Here is a 15,639-nt window from a genome sequence, read left to right as displayed (position 1 = left end):
GCGGTGCGGGCCGACGGGCCCGGACGGAGGACGGCCGGCGCCGACGGGTCACGAGGCCGACCGCGGGGACCTGCCGGCGGGAACGGCGCGCCGCCTGCTCGCCGACGAGAGCGGACCGAGGCGGCCTGCCTCCGGGGTGAGCTGTACGGGACGAATCAGGGCCCGTGGCGATCACCGTCGGGATACGGCCACGCAACGTGCATATCGGCCTGCCTGGCCGCATTCCGACGGTGATCGCCATCATCGCCCTGTGCTTCCGCTCGAACCATGTGGAGAGCGATCCGCCGACGGGCCGCGGCGAGCGCGCCGTCACGACGGCCGGAGCCCCGCCCCACGTAGCATCGGAGCCGACGCCCCCGACGCGAAGGAGCACGAGTGAACGCCGAGCAGACCTCGCCCGCAGCAACCCCGGGGGCGCCCGCCCCGGAGACGCCCGCCCCGGAGACGCCGGAGGGCACCTCGGGCCCGGCGAAGCCGACGGACTCCCTGGTCACCACGTTGCACTCGCTGTCCCTGCCGGAGGGACCGCTCGACTACACGGCGACCGCCGGCACCGTGGTGATCCGGGAGGAGCCCGAGGGCGAGGAGTACGACCGCGCCAGCGCCGTGGCCGAGCTGTTCTCGGTCTCCTACGTCGCCGGCGGCCGGGACGCGGCGCGTCCGGTGGTGTTCGCCTTCAACGGCGGTCCGGGTGCCTCGACCGTGTGGCTCCACCTGGGGCTGCTGGGCCCGCGCCGGGTGGACTCCGGGGACGCCGGCGCGCCGGCCGCTCCCCCGCACCGGCTGCTGGACAACCACGAGACGATCCTGCGTCACGCCGATCTCGTGGTGGTCGATGCGATGACCACCGGCTACTCGCGTCCGGCGCCCGGGCAGAAGCCCGATCGGCATCACGGCCTGGCCGCGGACCGCGACCTCATGGCGTCCTTCGTCGTGGACTGGCTGACCCGGAACCAGCGCTGGACCTCCCCGATCCACCTCGCGGGCGAGTCCTACGGCACCACCCGCGCCGCCGCCGTCGCCGCGCGCCTCATGGACCGCTACTACGTGGCCGTCGCCGGCCTCGCCCTGATCTCGCCGGTGCTGGACTTCGGCACCATCCGCTTCGACGCGGGCAACGACCGCCCCTACGTTCACTACCTGCCCACCTACGCCGCGATCGCCCACGCGCACGGCCGCCACGAAGACCGCCTGCTGCAGGACGTGGTCGACGAGGCCGAGGCCTTCGCGGAGCAGGAGTACCCCGCGCTGCTCGCGGCGGGCCTGCGGCTGTCCCCGGAGCAGCGCGCGGAGGCCGCGGCACGGATCGGCGCCCTCATCGGGGTGGATCCGGGCTGGGTGGAGCGGGCGGACCTGCGCGTGGAGCACCAGGCCTTCCTCGCCGAGCTGCTGCGGGAGGAGGGGATGCTGGCCGGCCGCATCGACGGGCGCTTCACGGCTCCGGCCGGGAACGGCAATGCGCCGCGCATGGAGACCGACCCCTCGATCGATCAGCTCGCGCCGTCCTACACCGCGACGATCAACCAGTACCTGCGCACCGAGCTGGAGTTCTCCTCCGACGTGGTCTACGAGATCATGTCCGGCCGGGTGCATCCGTGGAGCTACGGCGACTTCGAGAACCGCTCCGTCGAGGTCGCCTCGGACCTCTCGCGCCTGCTGCGGAAGTCCCCGCACACCCGGGTGCTGGTCTCCCACGGGTACCACGACGCCGCGACGCCCTTCCACGCCAGCGAGCACGTCCTCGCGCAGCTCGCGATCCCGCGCGAGGACTACGCGGAGCGGCTGCGCATCGAGTACTACGAGGCGGGGCACATGATGTACTGCCACGAGCCCAGTCGCCTCGCCCTCTCGCAGCACCTGGCGGAGTTCGTGGCGGGCGCGGAGGCAGACGCTCCGGCGCAGGACTGAGACCCGTCCCCTGCCCGTCCCACCGGCGGCGGACTCCGGCTCAGCGGAGGCCCGGGACGATCCCCTCGGCGACGTCGAGCTCGTGCTTGCGCGGGAAGTACCAGCGCATGATCTCCCGCAGACGGTCGGCGTCCTCGCGCGCCCAGTTCCGCATCAGCTCCCCACCGAAGGAGATCGCGGTGACGGGGCGCGCGCCCGCGCCGACCATCCGGTCCATGGCGCTCTCGTGGGCGACGGTGCTGATGCCGCCGATGGCGACGATGCCGTGCGTGCCGGAAGATTGCACCGTGACGGGCGTCCGGTCAGCGACCGGTGCCGATCCGCACCACGCGCGGGGACGACCCCCTACTCTGACCGGTATGAGCTCGCTGCCGTTCCTCGACCGCTCCCATCCTCAGGCCTGGCAGCAGCTGGGCCAGGTGGCGGCCGGCATCGGCGAGGCGGCGGGCCGGGCCGGGGTCGCCCGGTCCACGACCGAGCTCATGAACCTCCGCATCTCCCAGCTCAACGGCTGCGCCTTCTGCCTTCACGTGCATTCGCGCAAGGCACTCCGGGCCGGCGTCGCGCAGGACCGGCTGGCGCAGCTGCCGGTCTGGCGCGACTCCCCCTCCTTCGACGCGGTCGAGCGCGCCGCCCTCCTGCTCGGCGAGACGCTCACGCTCCTGCCCGAGCCCGCCGTGCGCGACCGCGACCTGATGCTGGCCCGTGACGTGCTCGGGGAGGAGGCGTTCGCCGTCCTGGAGTGGGCGGCGATCCTGATGAACACCTACAACCGCCTGTCGATCGCCTCCCACCACCCGGTGCCGGACCCGTCCTGACCGCCGCCGAGCGGCCCGCAGGTCCCGCCCGCCCATCCCGCCCGACGACTCCTCGGAGGACACCCGCGATGACCGATCAGCACCCCGCCCCCACCCCGGAGAACCAGGACGTCCAGGTCCGCGACGCTCCCGAGCAGCACCGCTTCGAGATCCACGCCGAGGGCCGCCACGCCGGCTTCTCGGTGTACCACGATCTCGACGACGTCACCGGCACCGCACAGCGGATCTTCCACCACACGGTCGTGTTCGACGAGTTCGGCGGTCGCGGCCTGGCCGGCACCCTGACCCGTCGCGCGCTGGAGGACAGCGTCGCGGCCGGTCGGCGGATCGTGGCGGTGTGCCCCTACGTGAAGAAATGGGTCTCCACCCACCACGAGTTCGACGACTCCCTGGACCCCGTCCGCCCGCAGCACCTCGAGGCGCTGCGCTGAGCGGGACCCCTCCGCCCACACTGATCGCCCGATCCCACGACCCGGTCCCCGAGACGACAGGCGGCACCATGCGGACACCGATCCTCGACTACCTCGACGAGGTCCTGGAGGACCTCCGCGGCGACACCGCGGGCAGCACCGCCCAGTACATCCCGGAGCTCGCGGCGGCGGATCCCGATCTGTTCGGGGCCGCGGTCACCTCGACCACCGGCGCGACCTACGCGGCGGGCGATGCCGCCGTGGAGTTCTCGATCCAGTCGATCTCCAAGCCCTTCGCCTACGCCGCCGCCCTCCTCGACCGCGGGCCGGAGACGGTGCTGGGGTCCGTCGGCGTCGAGCCCAGCGGGGAGGCGTTCGACGAGCTCTCGCTCGAGGGGGACACGCACCGTCCCCGGAACCCGATGATCAACGCGGGCGCCATCGCGACGCACGGCCTGCTGGTGGGGCCCGACGCCGCCCCGGAGGCCCGCGTCGAGAGGGTGCTGGACCTCTTCTCCCGCCTCGCGGGCCGGCCGCTGCAGGTCGACGAGACGGTCTGCGCCTCCGAGCTCGAGGAGGCCGATCGGAACCTCGCGATCGCACACATGCTGCGCACCTACGGCGTGCTCGACGGGGACCCCCACGCGGTGGTCGAGGGCTACACCCGCCAGTGCTCGATCCTGGTGGACGTGCGCGACCTGTCGATGATGTCGGCGACGCTCGCCACCGGAGGTCGCCAGCCGCTCACCGGGGAGCAGGTGATGACCCCCGACGTCGCCCGCCAGGTGATGGCCGTGATGGCGGCCGCCGGGATGTACGACGCCGCCGGCGACTGGCTCAGCCGGATCGGGATCCCCGCGAAGAGCGGGGTGGCCGGCGGCATGGTGGGGGTGCTGCCCGACCAGGTGGGGATCGGCGTGTTCTCCCCGCGGTTGGACGCCGTCGGCAACAGCCACCGCGGCGGTGCGGTCTTCGCTCGTCTCTCCCGCGACATGGGCATGCATCTGTTCGCCGCCGGTCAGGGGCCCCCGGACTCCGTCTCCGCCCGCACGGAGGGCGACCGTCTGGTCCTCTCCGCGCAGGGCATCGTGCAGTTCACCGCCGCGGCGGAGCTGCTGGACCTGATGGCGGGGAGCGCGAGGACGAGCACGGTGGAGCTGGACGTCTCCGCCGTGCACTCCTTCACCGACGTCGGCCGGCGGATGACCCTGGAGGGCCTGCGGCGCCTCCGCCTCGAGGAGCGGTCCGTGGCCCTGCGCGATCCCCGGGCGGTGCTGCCCGATCCGGACCTCGGGGACGGCAGCTCCCCCGAGCTCCTCTGAGGACCCCTGGCACTCGTCGCCGTCGATCTGCCCCCGGAGCCGGCGCCGGCATGATGGACTGGGGCCATGCCCGGTGCACTCATCGAGGACCATGCCCTGCTCTCTGACCAGCGCGCCGCCGCGCTCGTGACCCGGGAGGGTGACGTCGACTGGCTGTGCCTGCCCCGGTTCGACTCCGGGGCCATGTTCTGCTCCCTGCTGGGGGACGAGTCGCACGGGCACTGGTCGCTGAGGATCGCCGACGGCGAGGTGCTCTCGCGCCGCTACCTGCCCTCGACGATGGTGCTCGAGACGCTGTGGCGCTCCCCCACCGGCACCGCGACCGTCACCGAGTTCATGCCGATCGCGCCGGATCACGACGATGCGCCGTCGCTGCGCGGCGACGGCGAGGACCACGCGGACCTGGTCCGCTCGGTGACCTGCACCGGAGGCGAGATCGAGGTGGTGCAGGAGCTGCGGGTCCGCTTCGAGTACGGCAGCGTCGTGCCCTGGGTGCGACGCGGCGAGGACCCCGACGGCGCCGAGGTCCTCATCGCCGTGGCGGGCGGCGACGGGCTCGTGCTGCACGGCCCGGCGCTGAGCGCGTCGGCCGACGTCCGTGCCCATCGGGGGCGCCATCGGCTCCGCGCGGACGAGACCGCCCACTGGGTGCTGACCTGGTTCCCGTCCTGGCTCGAGGTGCCCCGGGGCCGCGATGCGGAGCAGGAGCTCGAGCGCACCGTCGCGAGCTGGTCCCACTGGCTGGGGAAGGCGGAGGCCCCCGCCGTCCCGGCCGAGCACGCCGAGCCGCTCCGACGCTCCCTGCTGGTGCTGAAGTCCCTCACCCACCGGCACACCGGCGGGATCGTCGCCGCGCCCACCACCAGCCTGCCCGAGGACTTCGGCGGGGTGCGCAACTGGGACTACCGCTTCTGCTGGCTGCGCGACGCGGCGCTCTCGCTCGAGGCGCTGCTCTCCCACGGGCACGTCGAGGCCGCCTCCTCCTGGCGGGACTGGCTGCTGCGCGCGATCGCCGGGGACCCCGAGCAGCTGCAGATCATGTACACGATCACCGGCGAACGGACGCTGCCCGAGCGGGAGCTGCCGCATCTGCCCGGCTACGAGGGCTCGCTGCCGGTGCGGGTCGGCAACGCCGCCGCGGCCCAGTACCAGGCCGATGTGGTGGGCGAGGTGATGATCGCGCTGTCGATGATGCGCGAGGCGGGCCTCGAGGACGGCTCCTGGTCCTGGTCGCTGCAGAAGGCCCTGGTCCGCTACACGATCCACCGCCTGGACGTCCCCGACCACGGGATCTGGGAGATGCGCGGCGAACCGGCCTTCTTCACCCACGGCCGCGTGATGGTGTGGGCGACCTTCGACCGGGCGCTGCGCGGGGCCGAGGAGCACGGGCTCCCGGCCACCGCGGAGGAGCTCGCGCTCTGGCGCCGACTCCGCGAGCAGATGCGCGAGGAGATCCTCGCCCGCGGCGTCGACGAGGACGGCTCCTTCACCCAGACCTACGGTTCCCGGGAGGTGGATGCCTCCCTGCTGCAGATCCCGCACACCGGATTCCTGCCGGCCCGCGACCCCCGGATGCTCGCCACCGTCGCCCGGATCGAGCAGGACCTGCGTGGGCCCGACGGCCTCATCCTGCGATACCGCACGAAGGGCCAGGACGGGCTGCCGGGCGATGAGCACCCCTTTCTGGTCTGCTGCTTCTGGCTGGTCGAGCAGTACGCCGCGAGCGGCCGCGTCGAGGAGGCCGCGGTGCTCATGGACCAGCTGCTCGAGAGCGCGAACGACCTGCACCTGCTGGCGGAGGAGTACGACGGGAGCAGCGGGCGGATGGCCGGGAACTTCCCTCAGGCGTTCAGCCACCTGGGGCTGGTCCGGGCGGTCGACGCCCTGGCGGAGGCGCGGTCCGCTCCCTGACGCGGCCCGCGGGTGCAGACTGGACGCGAATCCGACGACGGAGGAGGAGCCATGCCCGAGCTGCCCGAGATCACCCCTGCCCGCATCGCCGACCTGCTGGAGCGCGTCCCGCGCAGCTCCTTCGTCGACGGCGGCTTCCTCGGAGGCACCCCGTCGCTCCCGGTCCTCGACCCCGCGACCGGGCGGGAGCTGACCCGCGTGGTCGACGCCGACGCCGCCGCCGTCGGCGCCCGGGCGCTCGATGCCGCGGACGCCGCGCAGGCGGACTGGGCCGCGACGCTCCCGCGCGAGCGCGCCGAGATCCTGCGCCGCGCCTTCGCGCTGTGCCACGAGCGGAGGGACGACCTCGCCCTCGCGATGACCCTCGAGATGGGCAAGCCGCTCGCGGAGGCGTACGGAGAGGTCACCTACGGCGCGGAGTTCCTGCGCTGGTTCGGCGAGGAGGCGGTGCGCGCCCCCGGCCTCGCCCGGCACGCCCCGGCCGCGGACGCCGCGATCCTCGCCGTGCCCCGGCCCGTCGGCCCCAGCCTGCTGATCACCCCCTGGAACTTCCCGCTCTCGATGGGGGCCCGGAAGATCGGCCCGGCCCTGGCGGCCGGCTGCACGGTGGTCCTCAAGCCCGCGCAGAAGACGCCGCTGACCTCGCTGCTGCTGATGGAGATCCTCGCCGAGGCGGGGGTGCCCGCCGGGGTGGTCAGCTGCGTGGTCACCTCGGACTCCAAGGGCCTGAGCTCCACGCTGATGGCCGATCCGCGGCTGCGGAAGGTGTCCTTCACCGGCTCCACCGCCGTGGGCCGGGTGCTGCTCTCCCAGGCCTCCGAGCACGTGCTGGCCACCTCGATGGAGCTGGGCGGCAACGCCCCCTTCCTGGTCCTGCCCTCGGCGGACGTGGAGGTCGCGGTCACCGCGGCGATGCTCGGGAAGTACCGCAACAACGGCGAGGCCTGCACCGCGGCGAACCGCTTCTACGTCCATGCCTCCCGCGCCGAGGAGTTCACGCGTCGCCTCGTCGAGGAGACCGAGAAGCTGGTGGTGGGCCCCGGCATCGAGGAGGGCACCACCCTCGGCCCGCTGATCGACGAGGACGGGATCGCGAAGGTCGAGGAGCTCGTGGCCGATGCCGTCGCGTGCGGGGCGACGGTTCTCACCGGCGGTGGCCGGCTGGAGCGCGAGGGCTTCTTCCATGCGCCGACGGTCCTGGGCGACGTGCCCCGCGAGGCCCGTGTGAACCGCGAGGAGATCTTCGGGCCCGTCGCACCGATCATCGTGTTGGATGAGGTCGAGGAGATGATCGCCGCGGCCAACGACACCGAGTTCGGTCTCATGGCGTACGCGATGGGCGAGGATCTCGGGGAGGTGACCGAGGCCGCGAGCCGGCTCGAGTCCGGGATGGTGGCGATCAACCTCGGCGTCGCCTCGGATCCGGCGGCCCCCTTCGGCGGGGTCAAGGAGTCGGGCCTGGGCCGCGAGGGCTCCCACGAGGGGCTCGCGGCGTACCTCGAGACGACCTACCTCCGCCTGCCGCTGTGAGCACCCAGGGCGGTATCCTGGCCCACACGAGCGCCGGGCGCCGGAGGGGTCGGCCCGGTGCGACGACGGACGAGTGGTGACTCCGCGAGGTCTGCTTGAGAGGTACGGATGAACAGCATCGATCGCACCGACAGGTCCACATCGGGCATCTCCACGCGTCGTGCCCTCGTCAAGGGCGCGACCTGGGCGGTGCCCGTCCTCGCCACCGCCGTTGCAGCGCCGGCCGTCGCAGCATCCCCGGTCACCTGCCCCAGCATCGACGCCCCCGACCAGTGGACGTTGTCCCAGAACGAGTACGCCGTCACGGGACAGACCTCGATCGGCCCCGCGACGGTGCAGGGCTCCACGCGCGACGTTATCACCGTGCAGACCGAGAACAACACGGCGAACAACTCCGGCCTCGACGCCGAGGTGCGCTGGACCACCCAGCTCGATGTGGTCGCCGGAACGACCTACACCTTCGACTTCTTCGCCCGCGGCACGTACGGCAGCAACAACCCCGCGGTGTCGCAGGCCTCCTACAGCACCCTCTCGGTCGACGGCATGACGCAGGCCACCTACACCACGCGCTCCGAGGTCTACCCGGGGACGCAGATCCCCATGGACGGCAGTTGGGCGGAGCAGAGCATCAGCTATACGGCCACCGCCACCGGCACCGTCCCCCTCGAGTTCCTCTTCGTCATGCCCTCCCGCGAGGGCACCGAGACGTCGCAGGACGATCACTACTACGAGCTCCCGCGCATCACCTGCAGCTGACCGCGGCCGACCGCCGCATAAGCTTCCCCCATGGGCACCACCATCTACCTCACCGGCGAGTCCAAGGCTCCGAGCAACAATCCGATCACGGAGCAGTGGGGACTTTTCTTCGTGGGCCTCGTCGTCGATACTGAGTCGCACGTCATCCGCGCCGCGGACTGCACGGCCACGCTCGCCCTCACGACGGAGTTCGTGCGCGAGCTGCTGGTGGGCCGTTCGCTCCTCGAGGATGACGCGCTGGTGGAGACGATCACCGACAGGTATCACGGATCCTCGCAGCGCGCGCTCGCCGCCTCGGTGCGCAGCGCCGCCGTGAAGTACCGCGACCTGGCGGCCGGCTCCGTCGGCTGACCCCGCCACCCGCTGCCGCCCGCCCGGAACCTCACCGAACCGGATCCCGACGGAAGCACCGTGATCGCGCCTCGCCCGAGGCGTCGGTCCCCGGTGCTTCCGTTTTTTGCGTCTCGGGCGGTTCCCTTCCCCCCTGACCGAGGAGACCTCCCGTGATCACCGACGGAGTGCTGATGCTGGGCGTCCTGCTGGGACTGTCCTGCGCGTTGATCGTGCTCGAGCGCACCACCGGCTGGAAGCTGTTCCGCTTCGTGCCCGGCATGGTGCTGATGTATCTGCTGTGCGCGACCCTCAACTCGCTGGGCGTCTTCGGCCCCGACGAGGCCACGCGCGAGCCCATCGCCCAGGTCAAGGACGTGCTGCTGCCGGCGATGATCTTCCTGTTCCTGTTCAGCTGCGACCTGCGCAGGATCATCTCGCTGGGCCCGAAGCTGCTGCTGACCTACGCGGTCGCGACCGTCTCCCTGTTCGTCGCGATGATCGGCGTGTACGCCGTGTTCCAGGGCGCCCTGCACACCGAGGCGTGGAAGGTGATGGGCGCCCTGCTGGCCTCCTGGACCGGCGGCAGCGCCAACATGGTGGCGGTGCAGGACATCCTGCAGGCGCCCGAGTCGATCTTCGGGTACGCGCTGATCACCGACACGATCATGTACTCGGTGTGGCTGATGGCGATGTTCGCCTCGGTCGCCGCCTCACCGCGCTTCAACCGCTGGACCAAGGCGGACACCTCCTATCTCGACGCGCACACCGGCGCCGCGGAGGAGCAGGCTCGACCGATCACCGCCGCCTCCCTCGCGATCGTGCTGCTGGGAGCCGTGGCCGTCTCCACCGTCGCGATCTGGGCGGGCGGACTGCTGCCCGAGTGGGGCACCGTCGTCAACGGCACCACCTGGACGATCCTCATCGTCTCCGTGCTGGGCCTGCTGGTCGCGCTGACCCCGCTGGGCCGCACCGCGGGTTCGAGCGAGGTGGCCACGCTGATGCTCTTCGTCATCATCGGCCAGATCGCCTCCGGCTCCGACTTCTCCGCCCTCACCCAGGCCCCGCTGTACCTGCTGATCGGCGTGCTGGTGCTCGCGATCCACGCCGCCATCATGGTGATCTACGCGAAGATCGCGAAGGTCGAGCTGTTCTCCCTGGCCGTCGCCTCGACCGCGAACATCGGCGGCATCGCCTCCGCCCCCGTCGTCGCCTCGGCGTTCAACCGCCAGCTGGTGCCGATCGGCGTGCTGTTCGCCCTGATCGGCGCCTTCGCGGGCACCTTCGTGGGGCTCGCCGCCTCCCAGGTCATGGCGGCGCTGTGAGCGCCCTCGACGGGCAGGACGCCCAGGAGCTGCAGGTGGTGGCGGTGCGCGCGCATCGCCACCGCGCCCCGCTGCTGCGCCCCTTCGTCACCGCGGCCCGCCGCACGGAGGCCGTCGAGTACGTCGTGGCCGAGGTGGAGCTCGCCGGCGGCGCGACCGGTCAGGGCTCGGCGGCGGAGACGGTGGCGGTCACCGGGGAGTCCGCGGATTCCATCGCCGCGTCCCTCGCGGGCCCGCTGCGGGAGGCGATCCTGGGTCGCCGCGGCACGATCACCGAGCTGTCCCGCCGGATCACCGGCGCCGTGCCCGGGGCGACCAGCGCGAAGGCGGCGCTCGAGGTGGCCCTGCACGACGCGTGGGCGCGGCGGGCGGGCCGCCCCCTGGTCGAGCTGCTGGGCGGGCGTCTCGAGGACACGCTGCTCAACGACATGACGATCTCCCTCGAGGATCCCGCGGTGATGGCCGGGCACGCCCGCGCGGCGCGGGAGCGCGGCGAGCAGATCCTGAAGATCAAGCTGGGCCACGACATCACCGAGGACCGCGAGCGTCTGGCCGCCGTGGTCGAGGCCGCGCCGGGCGCCCGGCTGCGCCTGGACGCCAACCAGGGCTGGACCCCGGAGCAGGCCGTGGAGATCATCGCCGGCTTCGAGGCCGATGCCCTCCCGATCGACCTGGTCGAGCAGCCCGTCGCGGCCGCCGATCTCGCGGGGCTGGCGCGCGTGCGCGCGGCGGTGTCGCTGCCGATCATGGCCGACGAGTCGGTCTGGGACGCCGAGGACGCCCGCCGCCTGGTCGATGCGGGCGCCTGCGACCTGCTGAACATCAAGCTGGCCAAGACCGGCGGGCTGCGCGGCGCCCTGGAGATCGCGGAGGTGGCCCGCACGGCCGGGATCGAGTGCATGCTCGGGGCCATGATGGAGCCGCGCATCTCGATCACCGCGGCCGCGCACCTGGCCGTCGCCCACCCTGCGATCACGATGATCGACCTCGATCCCCCGGCCTGGTTCGCCTCCGGCCTCCCCCGCGGCGGCTACGCGCAGGACGGTCCCCGGCTGCGCCTGACCGGTGGGCCGGGGCTGGGCCTCGAGCCGATGCCGGCCCTCGCCGATGCGGCCGACGGGGGTGATCGATGACCGGGCCGACAGGCCGACGTCCCATCCGTCCGAGACACTGCTGACCCCAGCCGCCGTCACCGCACGGAGGCACTGATCGTCGAAGGAGACATCCATGTCCCGCCCCTCCCTGACCCGTCGTGACGGGCTGCGCCTGGCCGCCGCCGGCACCGCCGGCCTCGCTGTCGCCGGCCTCTCCTCCCTCGCCCCCGCCGCGTCGGCGGACACCGGTCCGCTCCCCGCCGGCCGCCCGGCGCCCGGCGCCGGTCTGACTCCGGGCGGCGTCGCGCACGTGGCCGTCACCGCGACCACCCTGTGGGTGGAGCCGGGCCTGAACCGCCCCGGGATCGACGACCCCGCGCTGTCCGCCCCCGTGGACCTCGACGCCTGGAACGCGAACATGCAGGACACCGAGACCCGGCGCTGGCTGACCGGGAAGCTCGAGACGCAGGCCGTGCTGGGCAGCGAGGTCATCGTCGACGAGATCGACGGCGACTGGGCGCGCATCGTGGTCACCTCCCAGGGCACCCCGCGCGACGAGCGCGGCTATCCCGGCTGGGTGCCGAAGATCCACCTGGTGGCCGACGAGCGCTTCGCGCGCCGTGCCGCCTCCGCCCCGACGGCGACCGTCACCGCGCTCACCAGCACGCTGACCGGAACCCCCTCCGGTGAGCACCCGGGCATCCCGGTCAGCTTCGACACCGTCCTGCCGGTGCTCGGACGGACCGCCCGCTCGGTCGCCGTGGCCGTGCCGGGCGCGGGCCGCGCCCACCTCCCGGCCGCGGACGTGGTGGTGCGCGAGCAGGGCGAGATGCCGCCGCTGCCCACCGCGGAGGACATCATCGCCACCGGCGAGCGCTTCCTGGGCCTGCGCTATCTGTGGGCGGGCGTGAGCGCCTACGGCTTCGACTGCTCCGGCTACACCTCCACGCTGCTGCGCCACCACGGGATCCGGATCGACCGCGATGCCGGCGCCCAGCGGGACCACTCGGGCCTCGAGCCTGTCGAGCGGGAGGATCTGCAGCGCGGCGACCTGGTGTTCTTCTCCTCCGGGCCGGGCAGCGACTCGATCCGGCACGTCGCGCTGTACGTCGGGGACGACCTCATCATGCAGGCGCCGAACGCGGCGCGGAGCGTGGAGATCATGTCGCTGACCGAGTACGACGTCGACGACGAGTACGCCGGGGCCCGCCGGGCGCCGCTGGCGAGCTGAGCGCCGGCGTCGAGGGCGGTGCTCAGGCGGCGAGGTCCGGCACCAGCTCCCGCACGATCCCCGCGATCCGCCGGTCGGCCTCGCCCTGGGCGAGCCCGGCCGTCATGACGGCGAGGACCTGCAGGTCCTCGCTGTCGGGGTCGCCCAGGACGGCGACGTCGTGCCGGTACCCCTCCACCCAGCCGGATTTCGAGCCCCACTCCACGCCGGGGCGCAGAGCCGTCGCGATCACGGGGATCTGCTGAGCGCGCAGCGCGGCGAGGGCGAGGTCCCGGCCGGACGCTCCCGGCGCGACGATCGCGTGCATCGTCCTGGCCAGGTCCTCCGCGCTGGTCTCGTTGGTGGCGCCGCCCGCGAGGGCGGCGGCGTCGCCGATCCTCCGCTCCACCCGGGTGGCGGCCAGTCCCAGGTCCGCGACGGTCGCCGCGACGGCGTCCAGGCCGATCAGGTCGATGACATGGTTCGTGGCCTCGTTGCTCGAGCGGTCGATCATCCGCACCAGCAGCTCGCGCACCGCGATCGGCGTGCCCGCGACGGGGTGCGTGGGGTCGACGTGGTCCCCCTCGAGGAGGAAGGACGCCCAGTCGGCCCCCACGAAGGTGCGGGTCGCCGGCACCCGGGCGTCGAGGTCGAGGGCGCCGGCCGCCGCGGCGCGCAGCGCGGCCCGCAGCACATGGAGCTTGATGGTGCTGGCCGCGTAGTAGGGGCGGCCGGCATCGGCGGCGGCGAGCTCCGTCCCCCTCGCGTCGACCAGGGCGTACGAGAGCGACGTCTCCGCGGGAGCGGCAGCGGTGGGGATCGGCATGGCTCGACTGTAGGCGTGCCGGCCGGGCGCGGGCGTCGGCGTCCGGTGTTCTCCGCCGCCCGCGCCGGGGCCGTCAGTCGGCGCCCACCATCGACCGGCGCCAGTCGCGCGGGGCGCCGTCCGGTCGCGGCGTCACCTCGTGGACCACGACGGCCGGCTCCGGAGCCGCCGGGCAGGTCGCCGCGAAGCGGCCGTCCGGGCCGATCACGCCCGCGGGGGCGTACGGCGCGTTGGTCGTGGGCACGCTGTAGCCGAGGGTCAGCCCGTGGTGACGGGCGGCGGCGCGGGCGGAGATGGCGAAGGCGTCGGCCTCGGAGGGGTCGCCGGGTCCCTGGGAGCTGAGCAGGACGGCATCGGCGCCGGCATCCTCGTAGCCCAGGAAGATGTCCTCGAAGAGCACCTCGAGACCTGTGGCGAGGCCCAGCACGATGCCGCGCACGGTGATCGTCACCGGGCCGTCCCCGCGCTCGTAGAGGAAGGCCGCCTTGGAGCGCGACAGCCGCCGCTCGTCGTAGCGGGCACGGGTCCGTCCCTGCGGATCGAAGACCAGCAGGCTGTTGCGCGGCCGGCCGCCGTCCTCGGTCCGGACCGGGGCGCCGAGGACGGTCCACATCCCGAGGTGCCGGGTCTCCTCCCGGATCGTGGCGATCTCGGCGTCGAGAGCGTCCCAGGCGAAGCGGCTCCAGTCCGCCTCGGCGATCTCGGTCCTCGAGGAGGACAGGGCCCGCTTGTCGGGAAAGCAGAGCGTCGCCTCGGGGAACTGGACGAGGTGGGCGCCGAGCTCCTGCGCCCGGCGCATGAGCGCGCGGACCTCGTCGCCGGAGCGCTGGATCGCCGCGGCATCGGCGGAGTCCTGGTGGGTGGTGGTCTGGGCAGTCGCGAGGCGCAGGAGCGGGGTCGCCTCGGCGGTGGTCTGGTGCGGCACGGTGCCTCCTGGGGTGGGGCGGAGGTGCCGGAGGGCGGCCGTGTAGGACTCGCCCGTGCGCGCCATGCGGGCGCGCACGCGCTTCTTGAGTGCTCGGTCGGCTGTCATCCGTACTCCCGCAGGCCTCGCATCGGCTCCCCGGCCGCGACGACCCGAGGCGCGGGTGTGCGCTGGCAGCGACCGGAGACCGGGTCCCTTTGCCTCGGGGGTGCACTCGGGGTGCGGGCCCGTGCCGGGGACGGGCCGTCGAGGTTCGGCGTCGGACACGCCGCCTCGAGCATAGCGGGACGGCCCCACGGCGCACAGGCACCGCGCTCTCGTGTCGACACCGACCGCAGCATCGGGAGAGGGGCGCGAGCGTTCACGAGTTTGCGGATACGCAATTCCGCGAACGCCACAACAGCGGGACCTGCCGTGCACGGCGAACCCCCTGCCGACGCGCCGCGCTGCCTACTGCTCGCCCTCGCGGTCCTCCTCGCCCTCGCCGAGCAGGTCGATGCTCGGGGCGTCGACCTCGCGCTCGGCGAGCTCCGCGAGCTCGTCCGGCTCCTCGCCGTCGGAGACCATCTCGTCCCCGTCGCGGTTGCCCTGCTCCGCGGCCGCCATGTCCTCCTCGCCCAGGTCGCGGGGGAAGTCCGCGGCGTCCTCGGACCGGGAGAGGGCATCGCGCTCGCGCTCGAGCTCGAAGAGCCGGTCGGCGCTCTCGACGCCGTCCGGGCCGGTGGGGCCGGTCTCGTCCGTGTCGAGCTCGGGATCGTACGGGGTCTCGCTCATGGTGAACCTCCTGACGTCGCTGCCTCGACCCTACGACGCCAGGGGCCGCGGGGACAGGGACGGACCGTCACGGCCTGCTGATCCGGGGCGCCGGCCGCCGGCGAACACCTGGTCGCTACGCGCTCGTGTCGATCACGCAGAACAGGGTGCCGTCGGGGTCGGCGAGGACGATGAAGTCCGCGCCCTCCGGGTAGTCCCACTCGACGCGGGTGGCCCCGAGGGCGACGAGCCGGTCGACCTCGGCGCGCTGCTCCGCCGCGCTGTCGGTCCAGAGGTCGAGGTGGGTGCGGTCGTCCTCGTCGAGATGCACCCGTGGTGCCTCCCCCGACGCCGGCACCAGGAAGTCCGGGTTCCCGGCAGGCTGGTATCCCAGCGCCGCTCCCCAGAACTCAGCGGCCCGGGCGGAGTCCGAGACGTTCAGGACGATCGCACCGATCCTGATCATGGATCGACGCTACGTCAGCCCTACCACGCGGTCAACGGACCGCCGACGGGCCCGG

At 73.1% G+C, this 15,639-nt stretch carries 16 protein-coding genes; 11 read left to right on the top strand and 5 right to left on the bottom strand.

The annotated features are described in order from the left end of the window. Positions 1–375 precede the first annotated feature (375 nt). The gene (locus CXH06_RS01685; protein WP_114853406.1) at positions 376–1,908 is read left to right on the top strand and encodes a S10 family peptidase; all 1,533 of its coding nucleotides are present in this window, start codon (positions 376–378) and stop codon (positions 1,906–1,908) included. Between the two features lie 40 nt (positions 1,909–1,948). Here the strand turns inward: CXH06_RS01685 and CXH06_RS01680 are convergent, their stop codons facing one another. Next, positions 1,949–2,194, bottom strand: a complete 246-nt coding sequence (locus CXH06_RS01680; protein WP_114853405.1) for a hypothetical protein — start codon at positions 2,192–2,194, stop codon at positions 1,949–1,951. A 73-nt stretch (positions 2,195–2,267) separates the two neighbouring features. On the opposite strand from CXH06_RS01680, the gene CXH06_RS01675 reads away from it, so the two are divergent. The 10 genes from CXH06_RS01675 to CXH06_RS01630 all read left to right on the top strand — a co-directional run bounded on the left by CXH06_RS01675 (position 2,268) and on the right by CXH06_RS01630 (position 12,635). Then, a complete protein-coding gene (locus tag CXH06_RS01675; RefSeq protein WP_114853404.1) occupies positions 2,268–2,726 on the top strand; it encodes a carboxymuconolactone decarboxylase family protein in 459 nt (152 codons plus the stop codon). Positions 2,727–2,794: 68 nt separating this feature from the next. Then, positions 2,795–3,157 (top strand): GNAT family N-acetyltransferase, encoded by a 363-nt coding sequence (locus CXH06_RS01670; protein WP_114853403.1) that lies wholly within the window; start codon positions 2,795–2,797, stop codon positions 3,155–3,157. Between the two features lie 68 nt (positions 3,158–3,225). Continuing rightward, positions 3,226–4,458, top strand: a complete 1,233-nt coding sequence (locus CXH06_RS01665) for a glutaminase (protein WP_114853402.1) — start codon at positions 3,226–3,228, stop codon at positions 4,456–4,458. Between the two features lie 66 nt (positions 4,459–4,524). Beyond that, positions 4,525–6,369 (top strand): glycoside hydrolase family 15 protein, encoded by a 1,845-nt coding sequence (locus CXH06_RS01660; RefSeq protein WP_114853401.1) that lies wholly within the window; start codon positions 4,525–4,527, stop codon positions 6,367–6,369. Between the two features lie 51 nt (positions 6,370–6,420). Further along, the gene (locus CXH06_RS01655; RefSeq protein ID WP_114853400.1) at positions 6,421–7,899 is read left to right on the top strand and encodes an NAD-dependent succinate-semialdehyde dehydrogenase; all 1,479 of its coding nucleotides are present in this window, start codon (positions 6,421–6,423) and stop codon (positions 7,897–7,899) included. Between the two features lie 108 nt (positions 7,900–8,007). Further along, positions 8,008–8,655 carry a hypothetical protein gene (locus CXH06_RS01650; protein ID WP_114853399.1) on the top strand — a complete coding sequence of 216 codons (648 nt, stop codon included), beginning with the start codon at positions 8,008–8,010 and terminating at the stop codon, positions 8,653–8,655. A 30-nt stretch (positions 8,656–8,685) separates the two neighbouring features. Next, positions 8,686–9,006 (top strand): DUF3870 domain-containing protein, encoded by a 321-nt coding sequence (locus CXH06_RS01645; protein WP_114853398.1) that lies wholly within the window; start codon positions 8,686–8,688, stop codon positions 9,004–9,006. A 152-nt stretch (positions 9,007–9,158) separates the two neighbouring features. Continuing rightward, positions 9,159–10,310 (top strand): DUF819 domain-containing protein, encoded by a 1,152-nt coding sequence (locus CXH06_RS01640; protein WP_114853397.1) that lies wholly within the window; start codon positions 9,159–9,161, stop codon positions 10,308–10,310. Continuing rightward, positions 10,307–11,443 carry a dipeptide epimerase gene (locus tag CXH06_RS01635; protein ID WP_114853396.1) on the top strand — a complete coding sequence of 379 codons (1,137 nt, stop codon included), beginning with the start codon at positions 10,307–10,309 and terminating at the stop codon, positions 11,441–11,443. Before CXH06_RS01640 ends, CXH06_RS01635 begins: the two co-directional genes overlap by 4 nt. A gap of 94 nt (positions 11,444–11,537) precedes the next feature. Further along, positions 11,538–12,635 carry a C40 family peptidase gene (locus tag CXH06_RS01630; protein ID WP_114853395.1) on the top strand — a complete coding sequence of 366 codons (1,098 nt, stop codon included), beginning with the start codon at positions 11,538–11,540 and terminating at the stop codon, positions 12,633–12,635. 22 nt (positions 12,636–12,657) lie between these two features. Here CXH06_RS01630 and CXH06_RS01625 read toward each other — a convergent pair whose 3' ends face one another. From CXH06_RS01625 to CXH06_RS01610, 4 genes are all read right to left on the bottom strand, one after another. Further along, complete coding sequence (locus CXH06_RS01625; RefSeq protein WP_114853394.1) at positions 12,658–13,440, bottom strand: serine hydrolase; 783 nt, start codon at positions 13,438–13,440, stop codon at positions 12,658–12,660. A gap of 73 nt (positions 13,441–13,513) precedes the next feature. Then, positions 13,514–14,473 carry a carbon-nitrogen hydrolase family protein gene (locus CXH06_RS01620; RefSeq protein ID WP_114853393.1) on the bottom strand — a complete coding sequence of 320 codons (960 nt, stop codon included), beginning with the start codon at positions 14,471–14,473 and terminating at the stop codon, positions 13,514–13,516. Between the two features lie 342 nt (positions 14,474–14,815). Further along, on the bottom strand, positions 14,816–15,139 hold the full coding sequence (locus CXH06_RS01615; protein ID WP_114853392.1) for a hypothetical protein: 324 nt from the start codon (positions 15,137–15,139) through the stop codon (positions 14,816–14,818). A 115-nt stretch (positions 15,140–15,254) separates the two neighbouring features. Beyond that, positions 15,255–15,584, bottom strand: a complete 330-nt coding sequence (locus CXH06_RS01610) for a VOC family protein (protein ID WP_114853391.1) — start codon at positions 15,582–15,584, stop codon at positions 15,255–15,257. Between the last annotated feature and the right edge of the window lie 55 nt (positions 15,585–15,639).

The sequence above is a fragment of the Brachybacterium sp. YJGR34 genome, from assembly GCF_003347015.1.
Classification (GTDB): domain Bacteria; phylum Actinomycetota; class Actinomycetes; order Actinomycetales; family Dermabacteraceae; genus Brachybacterium.
This window is presented reverse-complemented; position numbering and strand designations above follow the sequence as displayed.

What these genes read in the sequence shown, in the direction of transcription:
- CXH06_RS01620 (WP_114853393.1), bottom strand. Translation starts at nt 14,473, where the DNA reads ATGACAGCCGACCGAGCACTCAAGAAGCGCGTGCGCGCCCGCATGGCG.
- CXH06_RS01660 (WP_114853401.1), top strand. Translation starts at nt 4,525, where the DNA reads ATGCCCGGTGCACTCATCGAGGACCATGCCCTGCTCTCTGACCAGCGC.
- CXH06_RS01615 (WP_114853392.1), bottom strand. Translation starts at nt 15,139, where the DNA reads ATGAGCGAGACCCCGTACGATCCCGAGCTCGACACGGACGAGACCGGC.
- CXH06_RS01625 (WP_114853394.1), bottom strand. Translation starts at nt 13,440, where the DNA reads ATGCCGATCCCCACCGCTGCCGCTCCCGCGGAGACGTCGCTCTCGTAC.
- CXH06_RS01665 (WP_114853402.1), top strand. Translation starts at nt 3,226, where the DNA reads ATGCGGACACCGATCCTCGACTACCTCGACGAGGTCCTGGAGGACCTC.
- CXH06_RS01645 (WP_114853398.1), top strand. Translation starts at nt 8,686, where the DNA reads ATGGGCACCACCATCTACCTCACCGGCGAGTCCAAGGCTCCGAGCAAC.
- CXH06_RS01655 (WP_114853400.1), top strand. Translation starts at nt 6,421, where the DNA reads ATGCCCGAGCTGCCCGAGATCACCCCTGCCCGCATCGCCGACCTGCTG.
- CXH06_RS01630 (WP_114853395.1), top strand. Translation starts at nt 11,538, where the DNA reads ATGTCCCGCCCCTCCCTGACCCGTCGTGACGGGCTGCGCCTGGCCGCC.
- CXH06_RS01675 (WP_114853404.1), top strand. Translation starts at nt 2,268, where the DNA reads ATGAGCTCGCTGCCGTTCCTCGACCGCTCCCATCCTCAGGCCTGGCAG.
- CXH06_RS01670 (WP_114853403.1), top strand. Translation starts at nt 2,795, where the DNA reads ATGACCGATCAGCACCCCGCCCCCACCCCGGAGAACCAGGACGTCCAG.
- CXH06_RS01650 (WP_114853399.1), top strand. Translation starts at nt 8,008, where the DNA reads ATGAACAGCATCGATCGCACCGACAGGTCCACATCGGGCATCTCCACG.
- CXH06_RS01610 (WP_114853391.1), bottom strand. Translation starts at nt 15,584, where the DNA reads ATGATCAGGATCGGTGCGATCGTCCTGAACGTCTCGGACTCCGCCCGG.